The 21,855-nt window shown below is 71.7% G+C and carries 21 protein-coding genes and 1 pseudogene; 12 read left to right on the top strand and 10 right to left on the bottom strand.

Annotated elements, in window-relative coordinates; all coding sequences use genetic code 11:
* The first annotated feature begins 203 nt into the window (after positions 1-203).
* Positions 204-1,112: a zinc-binding dehydrogenase gene (locus QFZ58_RS19310; protein WP_307126148.1), complete on the top strand. Its 909-nt coding sequence runs from the start codon at positions 204-206 to the stop codon at positions 1,110-1,112.
* 111 nt (positions 1,113-1,223) lie between these two features.
* On the opposite strand, the gene QFZ58_RS19305 is transcribed toward QFZ58_RS19310, so the two are convergent.
* The 4 genes from QFZ58_RS19305 to QFZ58_RS19290 all read right to left on the bottom strand — a co-directional run bounded on the left by QFZ58_RS19305 (position 1,224) and on the right by QFZ58_RS19290 (position 4,318).
* The gene (locus tag QFZ58_RS19305) at positions 1,224-1,532 is read right to left on the bottom strand and encodes an SCO5918 family protein (protein WP_307126147.1); all 309 of its coding nucleotides are present in this window, start codon (positions 1,530-1,532) and stop codon (positions 1,224-1,226) included.
* 62 nt (positions 1,533-1,594) lie between these two features.
* On the bottom strand, positions 1,595-3,163 hold the full coding sequence (locus QFZ58_RS19300; protein ID WP_307126146.1) for a DEAD/DEAH box helicase: 1,569 nt from the start codon (positions 3,161-3,163) through the stop codon (positions 1,595-1,597).
* Positions 3,164-3,464: 301 nt separating this feature from the next.
* Complete coding sequence (locus QFZ58_RS19295) at positions 3,465-3,668, bottom strand: cold-shock protein (protein ID WP_014155340.1); 204 nt, start codon at positions 3,666-3,668, stop codon at positions 3,465-3,467.
* Positions 3,669-3,973: 305 nt separating this feature from the next.
* Positions 3,974-4,318 (bottom strand): MerR family transcriptional regulator, encoded by a 345-nt coding sequence (locus QFZ58_RS19290; protein ID WP_307126145.1) that lies wholly within the window; start codon positions 4,316-4,318, stop codon positions 3,974-3,976.
* 393 nt (positions 4,319-4,711) lie between these two features.
* Here QFZ58_RS19290 and QFZ58_RS19285 point away from each other — a divergent pair, with 393 nt between their 5' ends.
* On the top strand, positions 4,712-4,930 hold the full coding sequence (locus tag QFZ58_RS19285) for a hypothetical protein (protein WP_307126144.1): 219 nt from the start codon (positions 4,712-4,714) through the stop codon (positions 4,928-4,930).
* A gap of 174 nt (positions 4,931-5,104) precedes the next feature.
* Positions 5,105-5,953 (top strand): GNAT family N-acetyltransferase, encoded by an 849-nt coding sequence (locus QFZ58_RS19280; protein WP_307126143.1) that lies wholly within the window; start codon positions 5,105-5,107, stop codon positions 5,951-5,953.
* A 75-nt stretch (positions 5,954-6,028) separates the two neighbouring features.
* Here QFZ58_RS19280 and QFZ58_RS19275 read toward each other — a convergent pair whose 3' ends face one another.
* The 3 genes from QFZ58_RS19275 to QFZ58_RS19265 form a co-directional block, all read right to left on the bottom strand.
* Positions 6,029-6,442, bottom strand: a complete 414-nt coding sequence (locus tag QFZ58_RS19275) for a hypothetical protein (protein ID WP_307126142.1) — start codon at positions 6,440-6,442, stop codon at positions 6,029-6,031.
* A gap of 37 nt (positions 6,443-6,479) precedes the next feature.
* Positions 6,480-8,186, bottom strand: a complete 1,707-nt coding sequence (locus QFZ58_RS19270; RefSeq protein WP_307126141.1) for a SpoIIE family protein phosphatase — start codon at positions 8,184-8,186, stop codon at positions 6,480-6,482.
* Between the two features lie 229 nt (positions 8,187-8,415).
* Positions 8,416-9,153, bottom strand: a complete 738-nt coding sequence (locus QFZ58_RS19265; RefSeq protein ID WP_307126140.1) for an alpha/beta fold hydrolase — start codon at positions 9,151-9,153, stop codon at positions 8,416-8,418.
* Positions 9,154-9,312: 159 nt separating this feature from the next.
* On the opposite strand from QFZ58_RS19265, the gene QFZ58_RS19260 reads away from it, so the two are divergent.
* The 5 genes from QFZ58_RS19260 to QFZ58_RS19240 all read left to right on the top strand — a co-directional run bounded on the left by QFZ58_RS19260 (position 9,313) and on the right by QFZ58_RS19240 (position 14,063).
* Positions 9,313-9,798, top strand: a complete 486-nt coding sequence (locus QFZ58_RS19260; protein WP_307126139.1) for a peroxiredoxin — start codon at positions 9,313-9,315, stop codon at positions 9,796-9,798.
* 106 nt (positions 9,799-9,904) lie between these two features.
* The gene (locus tag QFZ58_RS19255) at positions 9,905-10,426 is read left to right on the top strand and encodes a hypothetical protein (RefSeq protein WP_307126138.1); all 522 of its coding nucleotides are present in this window, start codon (positions 9,905-9,907) and stop codon (positions 10,424-10,426) included.
* 119 nt (positions 10,427-10,545) lie between these two features.
* Positions 10,546-11,982 (top strand): flotillin family protein, encoded by a 1,437-nt coding sequence (locus QFZ58_RS19250; RefSeq protein WP_307126137.1) that lies wholly within the window; start codon positions 10,546-10,548, stop codon positions 11,980-11,982.
* A 294-nt stretch (positions 11,983-12,276) separates the two neighbouring features.
* On the top strand, positions 12,277-12,747 hold the full coding sequence (locus QFZ58_RS19245) for a cation:proton antiporter regulatory subunit (RefSeq protein ID WP_307126136.1): 471 nt from the start codon (positions 12,277-12,279) through the stop codon (positions 12,745-12,747).
* 2 nt (positions 12,748-12,749) lie between these two features.
* A complete protein-coding gene (locus tag QFZ58_RS19240; RefSeq protein ID WP_307126135.1) occupies positions 12,750-14,063 on the top strand; it encodes a cation:proton antiporter in 1,314 nt (437 codons plus the stop codon).
* Between the two features lie 120 nt (positions 14,064-14,183).
* Here the strand turns inward: QFZ58_RS19240 and QFZ58_RS19235 are convergent, their stop codons facing one another.
* Positions 14,184-14,696, bottom strand: coding sequence for a MarR family winged helix-turn-helix transcriptional regulator (locus QFZ58_RS19235; RefSeq protein ID WP_307126134.1), 513 nt, complete (start codon positions 14,694-14,696; stop codon positions 14,184-14,186).
* A 257-nt stretch (positions 14,697-14,953) separates the two neighbouring features.
* Here QFZ58_RS19235 and QFZ58_RS19230 point away from each other — a divergent pair, with 257 nt between their 5' ends.
* Entirely contained in the window at positions 14,954-15,385 is a 432-nt protein-coding gene (locus QFZ58_RS19230; RefSeq protein WP_307128920.1) for a nitroreductase family deazaflavin-dependent oxidoreductase, read from the top strand.
* Positions 15,386-15,505: 120 nt separating this feature from the next.
* Here QFZ58_RS19230 and QFZ58_RS19225 read toward each other — a convergent pair whose 3' ends face one another.
* On the bottom strand, positions 15,506-16,573 hold the full coding sequence (locus QFZ58_RS19225; protein ID WP_307126133.1) for a CdaR family transcriptional regulator: 1,068 nt from the start codon (positions 16,571-16,573) through the stop codon (positions 15,506-15,508).
* A 322-nt stretch (positions 16,574-16,895) separates the two neighbouring features.
* On the opposite strand from QFZ58_RS19225, the pseudogene QFZ58_RS19220 reads away from it, so the two are divergent.
* Together QFZ58_RS19220 and QFZ58_RS19215 are read left to right on the top strand one after the other, a co-directional pair.
* Positions 16,896-17,273, top strand: a pseudogene (locus QFZ58_RS19220) (hypothetical protein); the annotation flags it as partial.
* Between the two features lie 53 nt (positions 17,274-17,326).
* On the top strand, positions 17,327-19,327 hold the full coding sequence (locus QFZ58_RS19215) for an NAD(P)-binding protein (RefSeq protein WP_307126132.1): 2,001 nt from the start codon (positions 17,327-17,329) through the stop codon (positions 19,325-19,327).
* Between the two features lie 30 nt (positions 19,328-19,357).
* Here the strand turns inward: QFZ58_RS19215 and trpS are convergent, their stop codons facing one another.
* Positions 19,358-20,416, bottom strand: coding sequence for a tryptophan--tRNA ligase (gene trpS, locus QFZ58_RS19210; RefSeq protein ID WP_307126131.1), 1,059 nt, complete (start codon positions 20,414-20,416; stop codon positions 19,358-19,360).
* Positions 20,417-20,750: 334 nt separating this feature from the next.
* On the opposite strand from trpS, the gene QFZ58_RS19205 reads away from it, so the two are divergent.
* Entirely contained in the window at positions 20,751-21,854 is a 1,104-nt protein-coding gene (locus QFZ58_RS19205; protein WP_307126130.1) for an LLM class flavin-dependent oxidoreductase, read from the top strand.
* Position 21,855 lies beyond the last annotated feature (1 nt).

The raw sequence follows: 21,855 nt of genomic DNA, 5'->3' as shown, positions 1-21,855 counted from the left end.
TGACCCGGGAGCCCACGCGCCTGGCGCATACCCGGAAGTCCTACGCCCAGAAGGAGGGGCCCGCGTCCGGTGTCAGCGGCAGCAGCACCGGACGACCGAGGAAACCGACCGGATGTACTGTTTTGCGGGGCTTTGGTTGGCCGCGCCTGCCTCGGCTCCCCGGATGCCCGACCGGGGCCCGCGCCCGCGCGGTACCGTGCGGCATGCTCGCCATCCAGTTCGACCACTTCGGTGGTCCAGAAGTCCTGCGCCCCGTTGAGCTGCCCGTTCCCGTGCCGGGTCCCGGTGAGGTGCTGCTCGACGTCGAGGCGGCGGGGGTGAACTTCGCGGACACCCACCAGGTGGACGGCTCCTACCTGGACGCCGACGCCCTCCCCTACGTCCCGGGGAGTGAGGTCGTGGGCCGTACTCCCGACGGCAGAAGGGTCCTGGCCAGGGTGTCCCACGGGTACGCGGAACAGGTGGTCGCCAAGGAGTCGGCGCTCCTGGAGGCCCCGGAGGACCTCGGTGCGGCCGAGGCGCTGGCTCTCATGATGCAGGGGCTGACGGCCTGGCACCTGCTGCGTACCTCCGCACGGCTGCGTACGGGTGAGAGCGTCGTCGTGCACTCCGCGGCGGGCGGGGTGGGCAGCCTGGCCGTCCAGCTGGCCCGGGAGTTCGGGGCCGGGAAGATCCTCGCGCAGGTGTCCTCCCCGGCCAAGGAGCGGCTCGTCCTGGACCTCGGCGCGGACGCGGTGGTCACCTACCCCCTCCAGGAGAAGGCGGACGTCATCCTGGACGCCGTCGGCGGCGACCTCTTCGACCAGGCGCTCGGCTCGCTGGCCTCCTTCGGCCGCCTCGTGACCTACGGCAACGCCGCCCGCACCGGCTTCACCCCCGTCGATCCCGCTCGGCTCGGCCGCCTCAACGCCTCCGTCGTCGGATTCTGGCTGCGCCCCACGCTGGCCGTGCCCGGAGCGGTCGACGGGCCGCTCAAGGAACTCTTCGCCCTGGTCGCAGAGGGCCGGCTCAAGCCCGTGACCGGTGCTGACTACCCGCTCACCGAAGCCCGGCGCGCCCATGAGGACCTGCTGGCACGCCGGACGGTCGGCAAGGTCGTCCTGCGCCCCTGAGTGGGGCGTACGCGCACCGGTCGCGGCAACGGAGGCGGCCGGAGGGCCCCGACGCACCGCACCCCCGTGCCCTGTCAGGGCACGGGGGTGCGGGTCGGACGCCGGTCCTGCTCAGACGGCCTCGGGGGTGCCGAGCAGAGCCGAAGCGGTCTCCAGCGGCGTCGGGGGCACCGCCGGTGCGGGTACCTCCGCGGGCCGGCAGGTGAAGCCGAGGCGCGTCAGCGCCCGGGTCACCTCGGCGGCGCTGAAATCGCGGCGGTCCTGCCGGGTGATCACTTCACCCACCTGCTTGACGGGATAGACGCGGCGGCTGATGACCACGGCGTCACCGGTGACGGGTTCGGGCTTGATGCCCTTCATCGAATCCTCGACCTCGTTCTTGAACAGATCGAAGGGGAAGCGGGCGATGACACAGCGCATGGTGCCTCAACAGGGTCGGATGGAATACCGGACAGGGGTCCGCCGGACCGGCGGCACGGTGACTACGCGGCCCGGTTGGACCGGCGCTGCACGGCGGCGGCCCGCGCCTCCGGCGTCGGCGTACCGGCATTGGAGCGGCGACCCTGGCCGGGCCGCGCACCACGCCGGCCACGGGGGCCGGAACTGCTCTTCCCGCGCTCCGTCGGCAGGGCCGAGATGGTGACGGGGACACCCGAGGGCGCCTGCGCCCCGGTGATACGGCTGAGCTCGGCCTCGCCGGAGCGGACCTGCGCGATCTGGGGCGTGATCCCGGCGTCGACCATCAGGCGGGTCATCTCGCGGCGCTGGTTGGGCAGCACCAGCGTGACGACACTGCCGGACTCCCCGGCGCGGGCGGTACGGCCGCCACGGTGCAGGTAGTCCTTGTGGTCGCTGGGCGGGTCGACGTTGACGACGAGGTCGAGGTTGTCGACGTGGATGCCGCGGGCGGCGACGTTCGTGGCGACCAGCACCGTGACGTGGCCCGTCTTGAACCGGTCCAGGGTGCGGGTCCGCTGCGGCTGCGACTTGCCTCCGTGCAGCGCCGCAGCGCGCACCCCGCTGTTCAGCAGGTGGTCGGTGAGCTTGTCCACGGCGTGCTTGGTGTCCAGGAACATGATCACCCGGCCTTCGCGGGCCGCGATCTCCGTGGTCGTGGCGTACTTGTCGGCGCCCTGGACGTACAGCACGTGGTGCTCCATCGTCGTCACCGCACCGGCGGCCGGGTCGACCGAGTGGACGACCGGGTCGTGCAGGTAGCGACGGACGAGGAGGTCCACGTTGCGGTCCAGGGTGGCCGAGAACAGCATCCGCTGGCCCTCGGCGTTGACCTGGTCGAGCAGCTCGGTGACCTGGGGCATGAAGCCCATGTCGGCCATCTGGTCGGCCTCGTCGAGGACGGTGATGGCGACGCGGTCGAGCCGGCAGTCGCCGCGCTCGATGAGGTCCTTCAGGCGGCCCGGGGTGGCGACCACGACTTCCGCACCCCCGCGCAGCGCGCTGGCCTGGCGCCCGATCGACATGCCGCCGACGACCGTGGCCAGCCGGAGCTTGAGGGAACGTGCGTAGGGAGTCAGTGCGTCGGTGACCTGCTGGGCGAGCTCCCGGGTGGGAACGAGGACCAGGGCCAGCGGACGGCGGGCGTCGGCGCGGTTGCCCGCGGTGCGGGCCAGCAGGGCCAGCCCGAAGGCGAGCGTCTTGCCCGATCCGGTGCGGCCGCGGCCCAGGACGTCACGCCCGGCGAGCGAGTTGGGCAGGGTGGCCGCCTGGATGGGGAACGGCACCGTCATGCCCTCGGCACTCAGGGCCGCCAGCAGCGGTTCCGGCATGTCGAGATCGCCGAAGGCCTCCACGGCGGGCAGCGCCGGGGTGATCGTCACCGGCAGGGCGAACTCACCCGAGACGGCGGAAGAGCGGCGGCCGTAGCCGCCGGAGCGCTTCGGTCCACCGCCGGAGCGGCCCTGGGAGCCGGGGGCACCCTGACGATTGGCTCCCTGCGAGCGGAATCCGTTGGCGGTACGGCTACCGGAGGCTCCGCCGGAGCGGGTCCGGGAAAATCGGTCGTTCGTGCGAGCTGTGCGATCGCGGTTCAATGGAGAACCTTCCCTCGAATGGCACGTATCGAGGGATTCTTTCCGGGCGGCTGCAGCCATGTACGGCGCCAAGAATCGCAAGAACGAGCCGGGTGAAATAAACGAGAACGAAGCCCGCCCGCCGGATGTCCGGTCGGTTGCGATGCTTCAAAATGACTGCAATTCACTGCTCCGACACGGCCCGCGCCCACCGGGAATTGTCTACCGGTTCCGCGCTCGTGGCCAAGGCCGGGGAAACACAACGAGCTGGGGCCCGCACCCCAAGGTGCGGGCCCCAGCTACGCCGTACGCCTGATGATGATCAGGCGGGGGTGATGTTCTCGGCCTGCGGGCCCTTCTGGCCCTGCGTGACGTCGAAGTTCACCTTCTGGCCTTCCTGCAGCTCACGGAAGCCCTGGGCGGCGATGTTCGAGTAGTGGGCGAAGACGTCAGCGCCGCCACCCTCCTGCTCGATGAAGCCGAAGCCCTTTTCCGAGTTGAACCACTTTACGGTGCCAGTAGCCATGTCATATCTCCTTCGGGGCATTGCCCGTGGGCCCACACCGTGTGGGCCCTACGTCGCCGCAAATGATTGCCCCGTCCGGAAGAGACCGGAAATACAAAAGTGCGCTCACCGGAGTGAAACCGGCGAGAGCACTTGAAGTTTTGGGAACCACAACTGCAACTGATCTCAACAGTAGCACGATTCGGGCAGGGGTGGGCTGTACGCCATATCACTCCTGCGGCACTCCACCGCGCAGTGCATAAACTCTCACTGCTCATTACGCGCAATTCTGTGTCGACGGAAACAGATTTGCAGTCGCCCACCGGTCAGGAATCGGCACCGCTCCGGCCGGCCTTCGGCCGCTGGAGTTGCTCGTTGAGCCGCAGGGCCTCTTCGAGCTGGTCCTCCAGGATCACGATGCGGCAGGCGGCGTCGATGGGCGTGCCGCCGTCGACGAGCTCACGGGCGCGGGCGGCGATGCGCAGCTGGTAGCGCGAGTAGCGGCGATGGCCGCCCTCGCTACGCAGAGGCGTGATCAGACGGGCCTCGCCGATGGCCCTGAGGAACCCCGGCGTCGCGCCGATCATCTCCGCGGCCCGCCCCATGGTGAACGCGGGGTAGTCGTCGTCGTCGAGACGATCCGTGGTCTGCGAGTGGGTATCCGGGGGCATCTGCACCTCTTCTGCTGCGCACCGGCCACCGGTATGGCCTGGTTACACAAGAAACCCTAGGCGTCCGGTCAGGTCATGTCTATTGCCACCAGAACAGGTTTCCGGTCCGTGCCGCCTCCCCCGCACCGGCAGCCGCAGGCGTCACGCCCCCCGCGACCTGCCGGTCGGCCCAACACGGCTGACTGGCCGGTCAGTTGTCGGGCCACCTGCGAACGGTCATACTGCACGGGTAGCCCTTCACGCATCCCCCGTCGTGAAGGGCTACATCTACGTGCGGCCCCTGTTCTCCGCACAACCGGCGCGACCCGGGGCGGGCACAGGGCCCCGATTGCGGTCCCGCCCGGCAGCCGGTTACGTGGACGGAGGGGACGCGTACGTACCAGGAGGCTCCCGATGCCCAGGACACCAAAGAACTCCAAGGCCGGCCTGATCATCAGCCTGGGCGGCAGCACCCTCGCCGTCGTCCGCACCCTCAGGCAGATGCGCCGGGCCAGGGGCTCGCAGGACGGGCTGACCACCGCGAACACCGTGGCCGGGTTGCTGCCCCTGGTGACGTCCGCCCTGATCGTCCTGCGCAGACTGCGCGGCCGCTCCGCCCGGCGCGGGCACTGACCGCCGGGAGCGCCGAACCCGTACGTCGCCCGCACCGCCGCGAACGCCGCACCCCTGCCTACGCCCGCACGACCACCGGACCGGCCATGACCGTCGAACCGGCCATGACCGTCGAACCGGCCAAGTAACGGGCCGCGATCATTGAACCGGTCAGGTCCCGGGTACGAACGGCGCGTGCCGACATTCGAGATCACCACCGCGAGCGCCGACGACATCACCATGCTGGGGGACTGGGCCCACGCCGAGGGATGGAATCCCGGCCTCACCGACGGGCAGGCGTTCTTCGCCACCGATCCGTGTGCCTTCCTCGTCGGACGGCTGGACGGCGAGCCCGTCAGCTCGGTCTCCGTCGTGCGGTACGGCGCCGGCTTCGGGTTCCTGGGCTTCTATCTGACCCGGCCGGCCCTGCGGGGCAGGGGATACGGCATCCGGACCTGGGAGGCGGGGATGGCACGGCTCCCCGGGCGCACCGTGGGCCTCGACGGCGTACCCGCCCAGCAGGACAACTACCGCAGGTCCGGCTTCCGCGTCGCCTGGAGCAACGCGCGCTACGAGGGTGCCGTCCCGATCGGCATCGCGCCGCCGGCGGGCGTCACCCTCACCGACGCCCGGGCCGTGCCCTTCGCCCTCCTGACCGCGTACGACCGGCGCTTCTTCCCCGAGTCACGCGACAGCTTCCTCGCTCCCTGGATCACCGCGCCCCGGCGCACCGCCCTCGCCGCCGTCCGGGACGGAGGGCTGGTGGGTTTCGCCGTACTGCGCGACTGCAGGGAGGCCTCCCGCATCGGGCCGGTGCACGCCGACTCCCCCGACGTGGCCGCCGCCCTCGTCAGCGCGCTCGCCGCAACGGCACCGGACAGAGCCGTCGCCATCGACGTCCCCGACATCAACCCGCCTGCCGTCCGCCTCGCGGAGCAGCTCGGTCTCACCCCGTCGTTCGACACGGCACGGATGTACACGGGCGCCGTGCCGGACATGGACCGGGAGGGCGTCTTCGGCATCACCAGCCTGGAACTCGGCTGACCCGCCCCGTCCCTTCTCCGTCCCTCCCCTCCCCTCCCCGCCCCGTCTCCCCGTCCCTGTCCCGTCCCCGGGCCGTCAGGCCGGGGAGCCCGGCGCCCCCGCCCGTATCCGGCCGCGCAGGCGTTCCAGCACCCGGTCGCGCAGCAGCTCGTACTCCTCGCGGAGCCGTACGATCTGCGCCGGCCGCTCGATCACCACACCGCCGCAGACGATCTCGTGCGGGGCGAACTGCTCGCGCGTCAGGTCGACTTCGACGCACATCCCCAACCGGTTCCACCAGTGGTAGTCCACGCGCTCGCCGTCGACGCGCACCTCGCCGCGTATCAGTTCGCCGCCCAGCAGGTCGTTGACCACGAGGGCGGTGACTCCGCACTGGTCCCGCGCGGGATTGCCCGGGTTCCACCGCGGCCGGTGCTCGGGTGTGGTCGTGTCCGCGTCCCAACTGCTTCGGACGGCGGCTTCGATGTCGGCGAGGAGCAGAGGTTCCATGGGCCTGATCGTCTCAGCAGCCACTGACAAAGGCCGTTCAGGCGTTCCTCCCGGCCCGGACCCGCGAGGCGAGGACGGCGATGTCGTCCTCCGCGTCCTCCCCGAACCGGCCGATGACCTCGTCCAGCAGATCGTCGAGCCGCCCGCTCGCCGGCAGGGCGAGGCTCGCGAGCCGTCCGACGGACACGTCGATGTCCTCGCCCCGGCGCTCCACCAGCCCGTCCGTGTACATGAAGAGCACCGTGCCCGGACCGCACGGCACCGTCGTCGTCGTGTACATACCGAAGCCCATGCCGAGCGGGGGACCGACAGGCATCTCGGTGATCCGTGCCACGGACGTCCCCGGGTCGATGAACACGGGCGGGAGGTGACCGGCGCTGGAGATCTGGCAGAGTCCCTTGTACCGGTCGACGACCGCGAGCAGGCAGGTCGCCGCCCGGTCCACCCCGGAGCGTTCCACCGCCCTGTCGAGCCGGTCCAGGAGGAGGTGCGGCGGCTGGTCGTCCTCGGCCAGCAGCCGCAGCAGCGAGCGGTAGTGGCTCATGGATACGGCCGCCTCCACCCCGTGGCCCATGACGTCGCCCATCGCCTTCAGATGGCGCCCGTCCCGCAGCGGAATGACATCGAACCAGTCGCCGCCGACCAGCGCGCCCTGGTCGGCCGGCAGGTAGCGGGTCGCCACCTCCACGTGCGGCTGCGGCCCCCTCGGCTCGGAGAGCAGGGAGTTCTGGAGCTCGCGGGCGATGGTGTGCTCGTGGGCGTAGCGGCGGGCGTGGTCGAGGTCGACCGCTGCCCGGCCCGCCAGTTCCCGTGCGACGAGCACGTCCTCGTCGGTGAAGGCGGGTGAGCCGCCGGCCCGGGCGAGGCTCATGGATCCCAGCGGGCGCCCGCGCACGGTGAGCGGCACGATGACCGCCGAGTGCATGCCGATGGCACGAGCCGCCTCGACCCGCTTCTTCGTGAGTTCCGAGCGGGTGAGCTGTTCCTCGCTGCAGAGGTCCTCGATCAGCGGCTGGTTCGCCTCCAGGCATTGGGGTACGGGCGCGTCCTCCTCGTAGTCGATGTACTCCCCGGGACGGCCGAACTGAGCTGCGGCCTCCTGGAGTTCCGGGATCGCCACGAGTGCGGCCCGCCTCAGCCGCAGGATGCCCGGCGGCGGGTGGCGGACCGCGTGCCCCACGTCCGACGGGTAGACCTCCACCGCCGCGAGGTCGGCCAGCGCCGGGACGACGAACTCCGCGAGTTCGCGGCAGGTGGTGTCCATGTCCAGGGTCGTGCCGATTCTCGTGGCCGCGGTGTCCAGGAGCGACAGGTGGCGTCTGGCGCGCTCCAGCTCGTCCTGCTGGTGCTGGGCCTGACTGATCTCGAGTACCAGCGCGACGATGCCCCTGATCCGCCCGTTCTCCTCCAGGCGGTGGTACGCCCCGTGCCAGTACCGGCGCTCCAGTGCCGACGGCGCCCAGGTCTGCCCGCTGGACACCACCTCGCGCGGGCGGCCGTCGCCCAGGACCGCCCGGAGCACGTCCTCCCGGGCATCGATGTCCGGGAGGACTTCGCCGACGGTCTTGCCCAGATGAGCCCTGGCGGGGATCCCGTTGAGCTGTTCGAGTGCCGGGTTGACGTAGAGGTAGCGCAGCTCCGTGTCGAGCACCCCCACCCCTGCCGTGCTGCCGCCCAGCAGGGCATCGAGCGGCGCCGGGTCGAACGGCGGCAGGTCGGCGTCGGTGCCCTCTTCGGCCTGCAAGGCAACCTCCAGGGACGCGGTGGGCTCGGGCCGGCGGAGGCGGCGGGACCCGTGGGCGACCCGGCCACCCTCCGTCTCATGGTCGGCCGCCGTCTTGCGCCCCGCATCTCCACACCCCCCGGCCGCCGTCCGCCCGGGCCACAGGGGACGCCTCTGGTGCCGCGCCCGGCCGGCCCGATCGGTGCCGGCCGGTCCCGACCGGTCTCAGCGGCTCATTCACCTCAGCACCTCAGCGGCGGGGAGTTCCCTGCGAGGCGCTTCCGCCCGGCCCGGCGGGCAGGCTGTCCAGGGTCATGGTGCCGTCGGCCGGTAGCGCGTCGACCGGCAGCTCCAGTGCGGTGGCTACGGCGTCCGGAAGAGGTTCCAGCCCCAGCAGGCCCCGGACGAGGGTGGCCGTCAGATGGTGCCAGGCCGGAGCGCGGCGGAGCATCGCGTGGTCGCTTCCCGGGACGGTGACCAGGCAGGTACGGGCGCCCGCGTGCCGGGCCCGCGCGGTCAGGGCCTGGGAGGCGTCGGGGCTCGTCACCCGGTCCCGGGTGCTGTGCAGCAGCACGACGTCGCGCCCCGCGAGCTGGGCGACCGGGTCTCCGGCCGGACACCACGGCGCCAGGCCCACCACCGAGCGGACCAGCGGATGGCCGGCCGCGCGGAGAGCGGCGCGGGCCCCCATGGAGTGACCGAGAAGGATCACGGGGATGTCGCCCGCCTCCTGCCGCAGTGCGTCCAGGGCACGGAGGGTGTCGTGCAGCGGATCCTGGCGGCGGCCGTTCCAGCCGCGGTGCGTGTAGCGGACGGCCCGCACGCGTATGCGTACGCCGGAGCCCCGGACGGCCCGGGCCACCGCGCGGGTGATCGGCACCATCCTCAGGCCGGGCAGATTCAGGATGCCGGGCGGTGGCGGGGCGAGGCCCCTCTCGTAGCCGCCGTGGAGGATGAGCACCGCTGCCGTCGGCGGTCGTCCGGTCACACATGCCTCCCGAGCGGGTAGGGGGCCGTCCCCCGCCCTCCCGCACCGTATTCGGTACCGGTCGCCGTACGGACGGGCCGAAGGTGTCGATGCGTGGGAAGTGCCGTTCACTGTACGCGGCAGGCACCTTTTTCACGTACGGACCGAGGAGCACCCGACATGGCATCAGGACCTCAACCAGGCGAGCACGCACCGGATTTCGTCCTCGCCGGCGGAGCCCTGGACGGCGACGCCTTCGAGCGGCGCGACTACGCGCTCTCCGCCGCCCACGGCCGGAACGTCGTACTCGCCTTCTACCCCGGCGACAACACGGCCGTCTGCACCAAGCAGCTCTGCTCCTACTCGTCCGGCCTCGACACGTTCGAAGGGCTCGATGCCGAGGTATGGGGCATCAGTCCACAGGGTGTGGACAGTCACGAGTCGTTCGCCCGCGCCCACGGCCTGCGCATGCCCCTCCTGGCCGACACGGGGCGGGAGATCGCCCGGGCGTACGGCGTCGCGGCGCCAGGCATCGGTGTACGGCGCTCCGTCTTCCTGATCGGGCCCGACGGGGTGCTGCGGTGGAAGCACGTCGCCCTCCTGGGGGCCACGTTCCAGTCGCTCGACACGCTCGCCGCGAAGCTTTCCGGCATCAGAACGGCCTGAAGGCTGCCGGGTTCCGGCAGTACCCACGGTGCGCCACCCATGGGACCATTCAGCCGGTCGGACGGAAACGTTTCGGGGGAAACCGAACCACAGGGGGAGTGTTCACGTGACCGTTCTTCTTGGTCTCGGCATTGCGGGGATCGCCCTCCTCACCCTCTCCCTGATCTTCGACGGGCTTCTCGAAGGGCTCTTCGGTGACGCGCTGGGCGGGCTGCTGAACGGCCTCTTCGACGGCCTGCTCTCCCTGCCCGTCATCGCCGGCTTCCTCTCCATGCTCGGTTTCGGCGGGGCGATCGTCCTCGGCACGACCGGCGCGGGGATGCCCGTGGCCATCGCGGCCGGCGCCGTCGCGGGGCTCGTCGCGGCCTGGCTGACCTGGAGCTTCAGCAGGGCACTGATGCGGGACCAGACCACCGCCACACCTCGCGGGGAGGACCTCGTCGGCACCTCGGGGTCCGTCGTCACGCCGATCCCGGCCGACGGCTACGGCGAAGTCCTGCTGCGGCTCGCGGGCCAGACCGTGAAGTTCTCAGCGAAGAGCGCGGTGCCGGTCGAACGGGGAGCGGAGATCTGGGTGGAGGCCACCCTGTCGACGACCTCGGTCACGGTCCGTCCCGTCGAGCGCTGACCACCCACCGCCGATCCGCACGTCGGTCCGCATTCCGCACAGCTCCACATTCCGCACAGCTCCACATTCCGCACAGCTCGAACAACTGCCGCCCACCGGGAGGCAGGGGGGACACACACATGAGTCCAGTAGTGCTAGCCGTCGTCGGCGTCGTCGTTCTTGTCGTTCTCCTGGCCCTCGCCGTGATCACCCGGTACAAGGTCGCGGGCCCCAGCCAGGCCTTCATCATCACCGGCCGCCGGGGCAAGAGGTCGACCGACCCGGTGACCGGCCGCACCAGCATCGACAACAGCGGCCAGAAGGTCGTCGTCGGCGGTGGCGTCTTCGTCGTGCCGTTCGTCCAGCAGAAGTTCACCCTGGACCTCTCCAGCCGGCACATTCCCGTCGCCGTACGCGGCGCCGTCACCCTGCGCGGCGTGAAGTCCAACCTCGAAGGCGTGGCCATCGTCAAGGTCGGCGGCAGCGAGGACGCCATCCGGGCCGCCGCCCAGCGCTTCCTCCAGCAGCAGAGCGGCATCGTCGGCTTCACCCAGGAAGTGCTCTCCGGCGCCCTGCGCGCGATCGTCGGCCGCATGTCGGTCGAGGACATCATCCGCGACCGCGCCGCGTTCGCCGGTCAGGTCGCCGAGGAGGCCGAGGCCAGCCTCTCCGGCCAGGGCCTCATCCTGGACGCCTTCCAGATCCAGGACATCACCACCGAGGGCTCCTACCTCGAGGACCTCGGACGCCCCGAGGCCGCCCGTGCCAAGCAGGAGGCCGACATCGCCGAGGCCATCGCCCGGCGCGCCTCCGAGCAGGCCCGGCTGAAGGCGGCCGAGGAGATCGCCATCGCCGAGCGGACGTTCTACCTCAAGCAGGCCGAGATCAAGGCCGAGACGGAGGCGGCCGCCGCCAGGGCCAACGCCGCCGGTCCCCTCGCCGAGGCCGCCCGTCAGCAGGAGGTCCTCGCGGAGCAGGAGAAGGTGGCCCAGCGCCAGGCCGCCCTGACGGACCGTGAGCTCGACACCAAGGTCCGCAAGCCCGCCGACGCCGCCCGCTACCAGGCGGAGCAGGAGGCCGAGGCCCGCCGCGTCGCCCAGGTCAAGGAGGCCGAGGCGGACGCCGAGCGCTCCCGCCTCACCGGTCAGGGCGAGAAGCTCCACCGGTCGGCCCTCGCCGACGCCGTACGCATCGAGGGTGAGGCCGAGGCCGCCGCCATCGCCGCGAAGGGCTCCGCCGAGGCCGAGGCCATGCAGAAGAAGGCCGACGCCTTCGACCGGTACGGCGACGCGGCCGTCCTGCAGATGCTGGTCGAGGTGCTCCCGCACGTCGTCGCCAAGGCCTCCGAACCGCTGAGCGCCATCGACAAGTTGACCGTCATCTCGACGGACGGCGCCAGCCGGCTCTCCCGCACGGTCACGGACAACGTGGCCCAGGGCATGGAACTGCTCAGCTCCACCACGGGCGTCGACATCGCCACTCTGCTGCAGAACCTCCGCAGCAAGGCAGCACCCGCCGCGCCGGAGCCGGCCGCCGCGCCCCGGCCGGCGAACAACAAGATCGAGGTCACGGACTGACGCCCTCTCTTCGCTCCACGCGGGCCCGGCGGGACACGTCCCGCCGGGCCCGCGTGCGTCGCGAGGGTCGACGGCTCCGCGCGGGTGGCTGCGGTCATGGACCGCAGCCACCACGGGCGGTCATGCACCGCAGCCACCACGGAACACCAGGTCAGGGGCACTCTGCGTCCTTGTCCGGTACCGGCCGGCACGCTGCCCCGGAACGGCCGGGAACGGGCCGGTTAAGGTAATGAGTGTCTAAAGAGATCACCAAAACGCGGCATCGTGCCGCGCCGCCGTCCTCGGGAGGAAGCCATGGGAACCCACCGCACATCGCTGCCGGGAGTCGGCGTCCAGTACGACTACACCACCGCGTCGGGGCAGCACATCTCCGTGGTCGTGCACCACGACGGACGGAGGTTTCTGGGGTTCTACGAGAAGGACGACCCTGATTCGTGCCTGCTCTCCGTTCCTCTGACTCCGGCCGAGGCCACCGGACTCGCGCACCTCATCGATGCCGCGCCGATCGACGCCGTACGGACCGAGGGAATCGACCTCGTCACCGAGCACATCCCGCTCGGAACCCGCTCCCCGTACGGCGGGCGGCTGCTCGGGGACACCCGGGCGCGGACCCGTACCGGGGCGTCGATCGTGGCTGTTCTGCGCACGCACAGCGCGCATCCGTCACCGGGGCCGGACTTCCGGCTGGCCATCGGGGACACGCTCGTCGTCGTAGGTACGCGCGAGGGCGTGGACACGCTCTCCGAGATCATTGCGGAGGGCTGACCGTGCACGACACGACTGCACTGCTGGTGGAGCTGGGCTCCGTCATCCTGGGACTCGGCATCATCGGACGCTTCGCCGGGCGGATAGGTCTCTCGCCGATCCCCCTCTACCTGCTGGCGGGACTCGCCTTCGGGGAAGGCGGCCTCCTCCCGCTCGGCGCCAGCGAGGAGTTCACCGCCATCGGGGCGGAGATCGGCGTCATCCTGCTGCTCCTCCTTCTCGGACTCGAGTACAGCGCCTCCGAACTCGTCACCAGCCTCAAGACGCAGTACCCGTCCGGCGTCGTGGACTTCGTGCTGAACGCCACGCCCGGTGCTGCCGCCGGGCTGATGCTCGGGTGGGGGCCCGTGGGGGCCGTCGCGCTGGCCGGGGTCACCTGGATCTCGTCGTCCGGCGTGATCGCGAAGGTGATGACGGACATGGGCCGGCTCGGCAACCGCGAAACACCCGTCATCCTCGGTGTCCTCGTGATCGAGGACCTCGCCATGGCTGTCTACCTGCCGCTGCTGACCGCCATGCTGGCCGGGGTCGGCCTGGCCGGTGGCAGCATCGCCCTGCTGATCGCACTCGGGACCGTCGGGTTCGTGCTGTACCTGGCGCTGCGCCACGGGCGCCTCATCAGCCGGGCCGTGTCGTCCGACAACCCGGAGATGCTCCTGCTCGTCGTCCTCGGTCTCACCGTCCTGGTGGCGGGTGTCGCGCAGCAGCTCCAGGTGTCCGCCGCCGTCGGCGCCTTCCTCGTGGGGATCGCCCTCTCCGGTGAGGTCGCCGAGGGTGCGCGCAAGCTGCTGACGCCGCTGCGTGACCTGTTCGCCGCCGTCTTCTTCGTCTTCTTCGGGCTGTCCACCGATCCTGCGGAGATCCCGCCCGTGCTGCTCCCCGCCGCGCTGCTGGCGATCGTCACGGCCTTCACCAAGATCGGCACCGGCTGGTACGCCTCACGTCGTGCCGGGATCGGCCCGCGGGGCCGCTGGCGGGCGGGCGGCACACTCGTCGCGCGCGGTGAGTTCTCGATCGTGATCGCAGGTCTGGCCGTGGCGACGGAGCCGCGGATCGGGCCGATCGCCACCGCGTACGTCCTGATCCTCGTGATCGTCGGGCCGCTCACTGCACGGTGGACCGAGCCGGTCGCCTCCAGGGTGCAGGCGATGCTCGCGGGCAGGGGGAAGGGCAACGGGAAGGGCAAGGACGGAACCATGACGATGGCCACGGACGGGGCGCACGAGCCGGCCGCCGCCGTGGCGGGCGACGCGCCGATGCCCTCCCACGACGACCTCACGCCCGAGCACGCGGGGCGGGACGGCAAACGGGGCTAGGGACGGGCGGTCCTGCGCCCGGCCGTCCGGACGGTCGGACGGGCGGGCGGCCGGCCGGACGTCCAGGCGGCCGGACGTCCAGCCGGTCAGACGTGCGACCGGCCCCCTGTCCGGCCGCTCCTACGTCCAGCCGTGGGGGTAGACCTCCGGTGGCAGTACCTCGCCGCCCGCCTCGGTGAACGCCGTCAGTGCCTCGACCAGGACCGTGCGCTGCTGAGGGGCGAGGCGCTCCACGATCGCGACGATCTCCCTGCGGCGACCGGCGGTGACGTCGGCGACGAGGCGGCAGCCGTCCGGGGTCACCCGCAGGACCGTCTCACGGCGGTTCTCCGGATTGATCTCGCGTTCTGCGAGACCTGCGGCGATCAGCCGGTCCAGCATCCGCATCGCGGTCGACGGATTGACGCCGAGCCGTTCGGCGAGCTCCACCAGTTTGGCGTCCCGGTGGGTGGAGAGCACCACCAGCAGGCGGAACTGGGGCAGGGTCACCCGGCCCTCCACCGCCGCCAGTGAGCGGGCGGCAACGGCGACGAGCAGCCGTGAGGCGGTCAGGACCGCGTGCGTCACGGCGTCGACGTCGTCGGGGACTTCTCCGGAGCCGGAGAGCGGGCCTGCCTCTGGGTGATCGGGCATGCCTCTTTGTACCCTGAATGCTTCGCATTCGTGGCCGCAGGAGGTGGCACCGACGCTTGGACTGTGCAACGTTTGCACAGACCAAATGTGCTGTGCCTGCCCTCGCACCCGCCGACCGAATCGAGGCCCGCTCTGTGACGCCCCCGCCCGTGGAGCCTGTGGAGCCTGACGAGTCCGTGGAGCCGGCCGAGTCCGTGGAGCCTGCCGAACGGCACAGCCCCGAGCCGCTCACCGGCTGGAAACGCTCGGTGGCACGGATGCCCGTCCACCTCTTCCGTATGGGACTCGGACCGTTGTTCCGCGGGCGCCTGCTCCTGCTGGTCCACACCGGCCGCCACACGGGCGAGCCGCGGCGGACCGCGCTCGAGGTCGTCGAGACCGGGTGGGTGGAGGGACGCAGGACCTGGACGCTGGCATCGGGGTCCGGGTGCCGGGCCGACTGGTACCGCGATCTCCGGGAGTCGCCCCAGGCGGTGGTCCAGGTCGGGCGCGGCTATCACGCGGTGTCCGCGCACTTCCTCCGGCCGGAGGAGGGCGGCGAGCTGATGGCCGGGTACGCGCTCCGCCATCCCCGAGCGGCCCGGCAGCTGTGCGCGTACATGGGGTTCGGTGTCGACGGGGACCCGGTGGACCACCGCAGGGCGGGCGCCGCCATCTCGTTCGTCGTACTGGTGGAATCCGCGCCTTAGGGCGTTCCGTCCGACCACGCCGGGGCTCGCGTGCCCCGACACCGCGCCCGGCCCGGTCCGGACGCGGGACCCCGGCCGGTCGCTCCCGGCCGCCCCGGCTCGGAGCGGGGTGGCCGCGCGCTACAACTCGTTCGCCGGCCAGTCCAGCAGCCGGGCTCCGATCACCGCTGTCTGCAGCGTGTAGCGGTGCATCGGGTCGGACGGATCCGCGCCGGTGAGCTGATGGATGCGCTCCAGCCGGTAGGTCAGCGCCCGCACGCTCAGCGACAGCCGGCGGGCCGTCTCGGCGGCCACGCAACCGGCGTCGAAGTACACCGACAGTGTCCGGAGCAACGGCTCCGCGCCGCCCCGCGCCTCCTTGAGCGGGCCCAGCTCGCTGCGCACCAGGTCGGCCATCGCCTGCCGGTCCCTGGTCAGCACCGGGTAGACCAGCAGGTCGGCAGCGTCCAGGACCGGATCGTCCAGCCCCATCCGCTGGGCGAGTTCGAGGGCGTCGAGTGCCTCGTCGTACGAGTGGACGACCCCGCCCGGACCACGGTGCGGGCGGCCGATCGCGACCTGGCCACCGTCCGTCGCGGCATGCGCCTGCTTGGCGAAGTACCGCAGGACGTCCGGCTGACTGCCGGGGGCGATGCAGACGAGGCGCCCGTCCTTCGTGGTGAGCAGGATCTTGCGGCCGCTGAAGCGGGCGAGCAGGGCCGCCTCCACACCGCGGGGCACGGGGTCGCTCTCGGTGTACGCCTCGGGGCCCGTCGCCACCGCGACGGCGTGGGCGCGTGAGAGCCGCAGACCGAAGCGGGTGGCGCGCTCCGCGAGCCGGCCCAGGTCACTGCGCCCGTACAGCAGGTCGTCGATGAACTCCCGCCGCGCCGCCTCCTCGCGCCGCACGGTGAGCCGTTGCGCCCGCTCGAAGCCCTCCGCGAAGGCGTCGACCACCTGTTCCACGGCAGCCAGTACGGCATCGACGGTGCCCGCCCCGACCGCGGTGCGCGGCCAGTCGGCGCGGGTCGCCGACAGATGGAAACTCACCAGGGCTCGCAGCTGGTGCCCGGCCTCCGCGGCCTCCCGGCCCAGGGTGCGGCGGGCCTCCAGTTCGTCCCGGGTCAGCCGCCGGCCGGTATCGGCGACCTCGGCCAGAATGCGGGCATGGTCCCCCAGGAATCTCTCGGGGATCTCCGGCTCCGCCACCACTCACTCCTCCTTGGGAACTGCGCCCGTCCCACCGCCGACGGCCACGGACAGGTGCCGGTGCCCGGCAGGACGACACCGCGAAGTCTGCCGGATTCCGGCAATGCGTGGGAGGGCTCCGGCTGACACCATCCGTTCAGCAGCACACGGGGGAAGTACGGGGGGAGCACGGGGAGTACGGGGGATCACGGGGGAGAGTGACCGGCTGCCACGGGACCGTTCGCGGTCCCGCGGCGCCGGGGCTCCGCCCGCGCCCGTCGCCGCCGGCCCGCCGTCCCTGGATCCGTGTCAGGAGCACGCGACGCCGCAAGGGGTGGGCCGGATGACCGAATTCCTCACCGCAGCACTTGCCTTTCCGGCCGTCCTCTTCGGTGCCGCCCTGGTGGTCGTCGTCTGCTTCTGGCTGCTGGTGGCAGCGGGCGTCGCCGAACACCATGCCTTCGACACCGACCTCGACGCCGACTCGGTCGGTCTCGGCGGCGTGCCGGTCGCCGTGTCCGTGTCGCTGGTCGTCGTCGTCTCCTGGTGCACCAGCCTGACGGGGTCGGTCCTCGTGCTCCGCAGCGGCGTCACCGGCACCGTTCGGGCCGCGCTCCACGTCGTACTGCTGGCGGGCGCGCTGCTGATCGCCTGGAGGGTCACCCGCGTACTCGTGCGCCGCTTCCGCCGGCGCCTCCCGGCGGCACGACCTCCGGCGCGCCAGGCCCCCGGCCACCACCGGGCGCACCAGGACTGACGAAGGCAGGACAAGGCATGCTGGGTTCCGTGCCCCCGATTCCCCTTCAGGCCCAACGCCCCTCCGCAGGCGGCCACATGGTCGTGTGCGGCGACGACGCACTCGCCCGGCGGCTCGCCGTGGAGCTGCGTTACGTGTACGGGGAACGGGTCACCCTGCTGCTCCCACCGGGGCCCGACACCACCCGGCCCGAGTTGCCGCTGACCCAACGCGCCCGTGCCGCCGCCCTCTTCGGCCGAATGTCGGCGGCCATGAGCCGCAACGGACCGGCCGGCGGGACCGGCGACAACGACACGAACGCCGGCGTCGACGCCGTACACATCATGGAGGCGCACGAGCCCTCCGACGACGTACTCGAACTGGCGGGCGTCGACCGGGCCGCCGCCCTCGCACTGGTCTACGACGACGACGAGCGCAACATCCGGGCCGCCCTCACCGCACGGCGGCTCAACCCACGCCTGCGCCTGGTCATCCGGCTCTACAACCGCAAGCTCGGCCAGCACCTGGAGACCCTGCTGGACCAGGCCGCCGCCGTCGCCATGCCGGGCATCGACCCGGCCGCGCTGGACGCCTCCACCACAGTCCTGTCCGACGCCGACACCGCCGCACCGGCCCTGGCCGCCACCGCCCTGACCGGCAGCAGCAAGGTCATCCAGGCCCAGGGGCTGCTCCTGCGCGCTGCCGAACGCACCCCGCCCCGGCAGGGCGAACTCGCCGACCCCGGCCTGTGCACCCTGGCCCTGCTCTCGTCCACCACCCAGAACCCGGCCGGCGCCGAAGGCTCCGACAGCAGCGGCGACGAGGGGCCCCGGCTCCTGCCGGACGAGGCGACCGTGGCCGCTGCCACCGGCCGGGGCACGGTGGTCCTGGAAGCCATCAGCCAGGCCGGACCGGTCGGGGCACCCACCCGCATGGGAGGCCGGGGCGCGCCGCTCGGCCACATCTTCTCCCGGCGGCTGCGCCGGTCGGCGGCGGGCGTCGCGGCGGCCGTCGTCGCCCTGGCCGTCGCGTCGGTGATGACCACCGGCGACAGCCCGCTGCACGCCGCCTACCTCACCATGCTCGACCTCCTCGCCATGGGCGATCCGGCGGTCGAGGACACGGATCCGTCGTCCCGCCAGATCATCCAGCTGCTCTCCGGAACGGCCGGGCTCCTCCTGCTGCCCCTGCTGGTCGCCGCCGTCCTGGAGGCGTTCGGCTCGCTGCGCGCCGCGTCCTCCCTGCGCAGGCCCCCGAGGGGGCTTTCCGGCCACGTGGTGCTCCTGGGCCTCGGCAAGATCGGTACGAGGGTCCTGGTGCGGCTCCGCGAGCTGGACATCCCGGTGGTCGTCGTCGAGGAGGACCCGGAGGCGCGCGGCATCCCGCTGGCCCGCAGCATGCACGTGCCCACCGTCCTCGGGGACGTCACCCAGGAGGGCGTCCTGGAGGCCGCCAAGATCCGGCGTGCCCGCGCGCTGCTGGCTCTGACCAGCAGCGACACGACGAACCTCGAAGCCGCGCTGTACGCCCGCTCGGTGCAGCCGGACCTCCGGGTGGCGTTGCGCCTGTACGACGACGAGTTCGCCACGGCCGTCTACCGCACCCTGCGCACGGCCCACCCCCAGGCCCTGACCCGCTCCCGCTCCGTGTCCCACCTGGCCGCCCCCTCGTTCGCAGGCGCCATGATGGGACGGCAGATCCTCGGTGCGGTGCCGGTCGAGCGCAAGGTGATGCTGTTCGCCGCCCTGGAGGTGGCGGGCCACCCGCAGTTGGAGGGCCGCACCGTCGCGCAGGCGTTCCGCCCGGGGTTTTGGCGCGTCCTGGCCCTGGACGCCACCCCGCCTGCCGACCGCGTCCCGGACCTGGCCGCCGTCCCGCCGTACGGCCGTACGGGCCCCGGCGGGCCCGACCGGCCGGCGGGCCTGGTCTGGGACCTGCACCCCGGCTACGTACTGCGGGCCGAGGACCGGGTGGTCATCGCGGCGACCCGGCGCGGTCTGGCCGAACTCCTGCGCCGGCAGCACTCGTCGGCCCGCTGACGCACCCGCGCCGTCCGCTCCGGTGCCCTTTCAGCGTGGCGTTCCCATCGCGTGGCGCACCTCGTCCAGGGTCGCCTCCGCGATCGCGTTCGCCCGCTCGTTACCGGTGCGCAGCACGGACCGGACGTACCCCATGTCCTGCGCGTACTCCGCCCGCCGGGCCCGGATCGGCGCCATGCGGGTGTTCACCGCGTCCGTCACCGTCCGCTTGAGGGCGGCGGCGCCACCGTCCCCGATCTCCTCGGCGACCGCGTGCGGGTCCCGGTCCGTGCAGAGCGCGGCCAGCAGCACCAGGCTCGACACACCGGGCCGCGCCTCGGGATCGTAGGTGATGTGCCGGTCGGCGTCGGTGGTCGCGCCCTTGATCAGCCGGGCGGTCTCGTCCGCGCTCGCGCCCAGGGCGACGGAGTTGTTCCGGCTCTTGCTCATCTTGGTGCCGTCGGTCCCGAGCAGCAGGGGCGCGGCGGAGAGCAGCGCGTCGGGTTCGGGGAAGACGGCTCCGTACCGCTCGTTGAAGCGCCGGGCGACGGTCCGGGTGATCTCCAGGTGCGGCAGCTGGTCCTGCCCCACGGGCACGAGGTCGCCCTTGCAGAAGAGGATGTCGGCCGCCTGGTGCACCGGGTAGGTGTACATGAGCCCGCTGACGGCCGCCTGCCGGGAGTGGGCGATCTCGTCCTTCACGGTGGGGTTGCGGCCGAGCTCGGCGACGGAGACGAGCGAGAGGAACGGCAGCATCAGCTGGTTGAGGGCCGGTACCGCACTGTGGTTGAACACCGTCGTGCGGGCCGGGTCGATACCGATCGCCAGATAGTCCAGGAGCAGCCCCTCCATGTACTCGGTGAGCCGCTCGGCGACATCCCGGTCGGTGAGTACCTGGTAGTCGGCGATGAGGACGAAGACGTCCACGCCGAGGTCCTGGAGTCGCACGCGGTTGTGGAGGGTGCCGAAGTAGTGCCCGAGGTGAAGGGCGCCGGTGGGCCGGTCCCCGGTGAGGACGCGGAAGCGGCCGGGGGCCTCGGCGAGCTGCTGTTCGAGTTCGGCGCTACGGCGCCGAGCGGGGCTGACGGGCGGGCCGGCGGTGATGGTCACGGGTTCTCCTCGCTGGTGGTGTGTGCGTGGAGGACGGCCCGCCGAAGGACGCAGGGGGCAGCAGGAAGGGCCGTCCGAAGTCGAACGGCCCTGGATCCGTGCAGGTGGGGTGGCCGCTCCTAGGAGGAGCGCCACCAGCTACGGCACGGTACGGAGGTCATGCGGTGAGTGTATCGCGCACCGGTCGCGGTCCGGCCGTCTTTCGCCGGCGTGGCCCCTCGGCGCACGCGGCACGGGGGCGCCCCGCGCGTGCGGAATAGGGAAGGGGGGCTCCCCGTTGTAGGATGTGTTCACATAGTTCAACGTTCAACCAAATCAGCAGGAGGCGGGCGCCATGCAGTTCGGGATCTTCACCGTCGGGGACGTCACCACCGACCCCACGACCGGCAGGACGCCGACCGAGAACGAGCGGATCAAGGCGACCCTCGCGATCGCCCTGAAGGCCGAGGAGGTGGGCCTGGACGTGTTCGCGACCGGTGAGCACCACAACCCGCCGTTCGTCCCGTCCTCGCCGACGACCACGCTCGCCTACATCGCCGCCCGCACCGAGAAGCTGATCCTCTCCACCTCCACCACCCTGATCACCACGAACGACCCGGTGAAGATCGCCGAGGACTACGCCACCCTCCAGCACCTCGCGGACGGCCGCGTGGACCTGATGATGGGCCGCGGCAACACCGGGCCGGTCTACCCCTGGTTCGGCAAGGACATCCGCCAGGGCATCCCGCTCGCGATCGAGAACTACGCGCTCCTGCACAAGCTGTGGCGCGAGGACGTCGTCGACTGGGAGGGCAAGTTCCGCTCGCCCCTGCAGTCCTTCACCGCGACCCCGCGCCCGCTGGACGGCGTACCGCCGTTCGTCTGGCACGGCTCCATCCGTTCCCCGGAGATCGCCGAGCAGGCCGCCTACTACGGCGACGGCTTCTTCCACAACAACATCTTCTGGCCCATGGAGCACACGGCGAAGATGGTCGACCTCTACCGCCGGCGCTACGCCCACTACGGGCACGGCACCGCCGAGCAGGCCATCGTCGGTCTCGGCGGCCAGGTGTTCATGCGGAAGAACTCCCAGGACGCGGTACGGGAGTTCCGCCCGTACTTCGACAACGCCCCGGTCTACGGCCACGGACCCTCGCTGGAGGACTTCACCCGGGAGACCCCGCTCACCGTCGGCTCCCCGCAGGAGGTCATCGAGCGGACCCTGTCCTTCCGGGACACCGTCGGCGACTACCAGCGCCAGCTGTTCCTGATGGACCACGCGGGACTGCCGCTGAAGACTGTCCTGGAGCAGCTCGACATCCTCGGCGAGGAGGTCGTACCCGTGCTGCGCAAGGAGTTCGCCGCCCTGCGCCCGGCCGGTGTGCCGGACGCCCCCGTCCACCCGGCGGTCGCCGCCGCCCGCACCGCCGCCGACGCCGGCCCGAAGGAGCTCCGATGAC

The organism is Streptomyces sp. B1I3, from assembly GCF_030816615.1.
In the GTDB taxonomy this organism is placed as follows: Bacteria; Actinomycetota; Actinomycetes; order Streptomycetales; family Streptomycetaceae; genus Streptomyces.
This window is presented reverse-complemented; position numbering and strand designations above follow the sequence as displayed.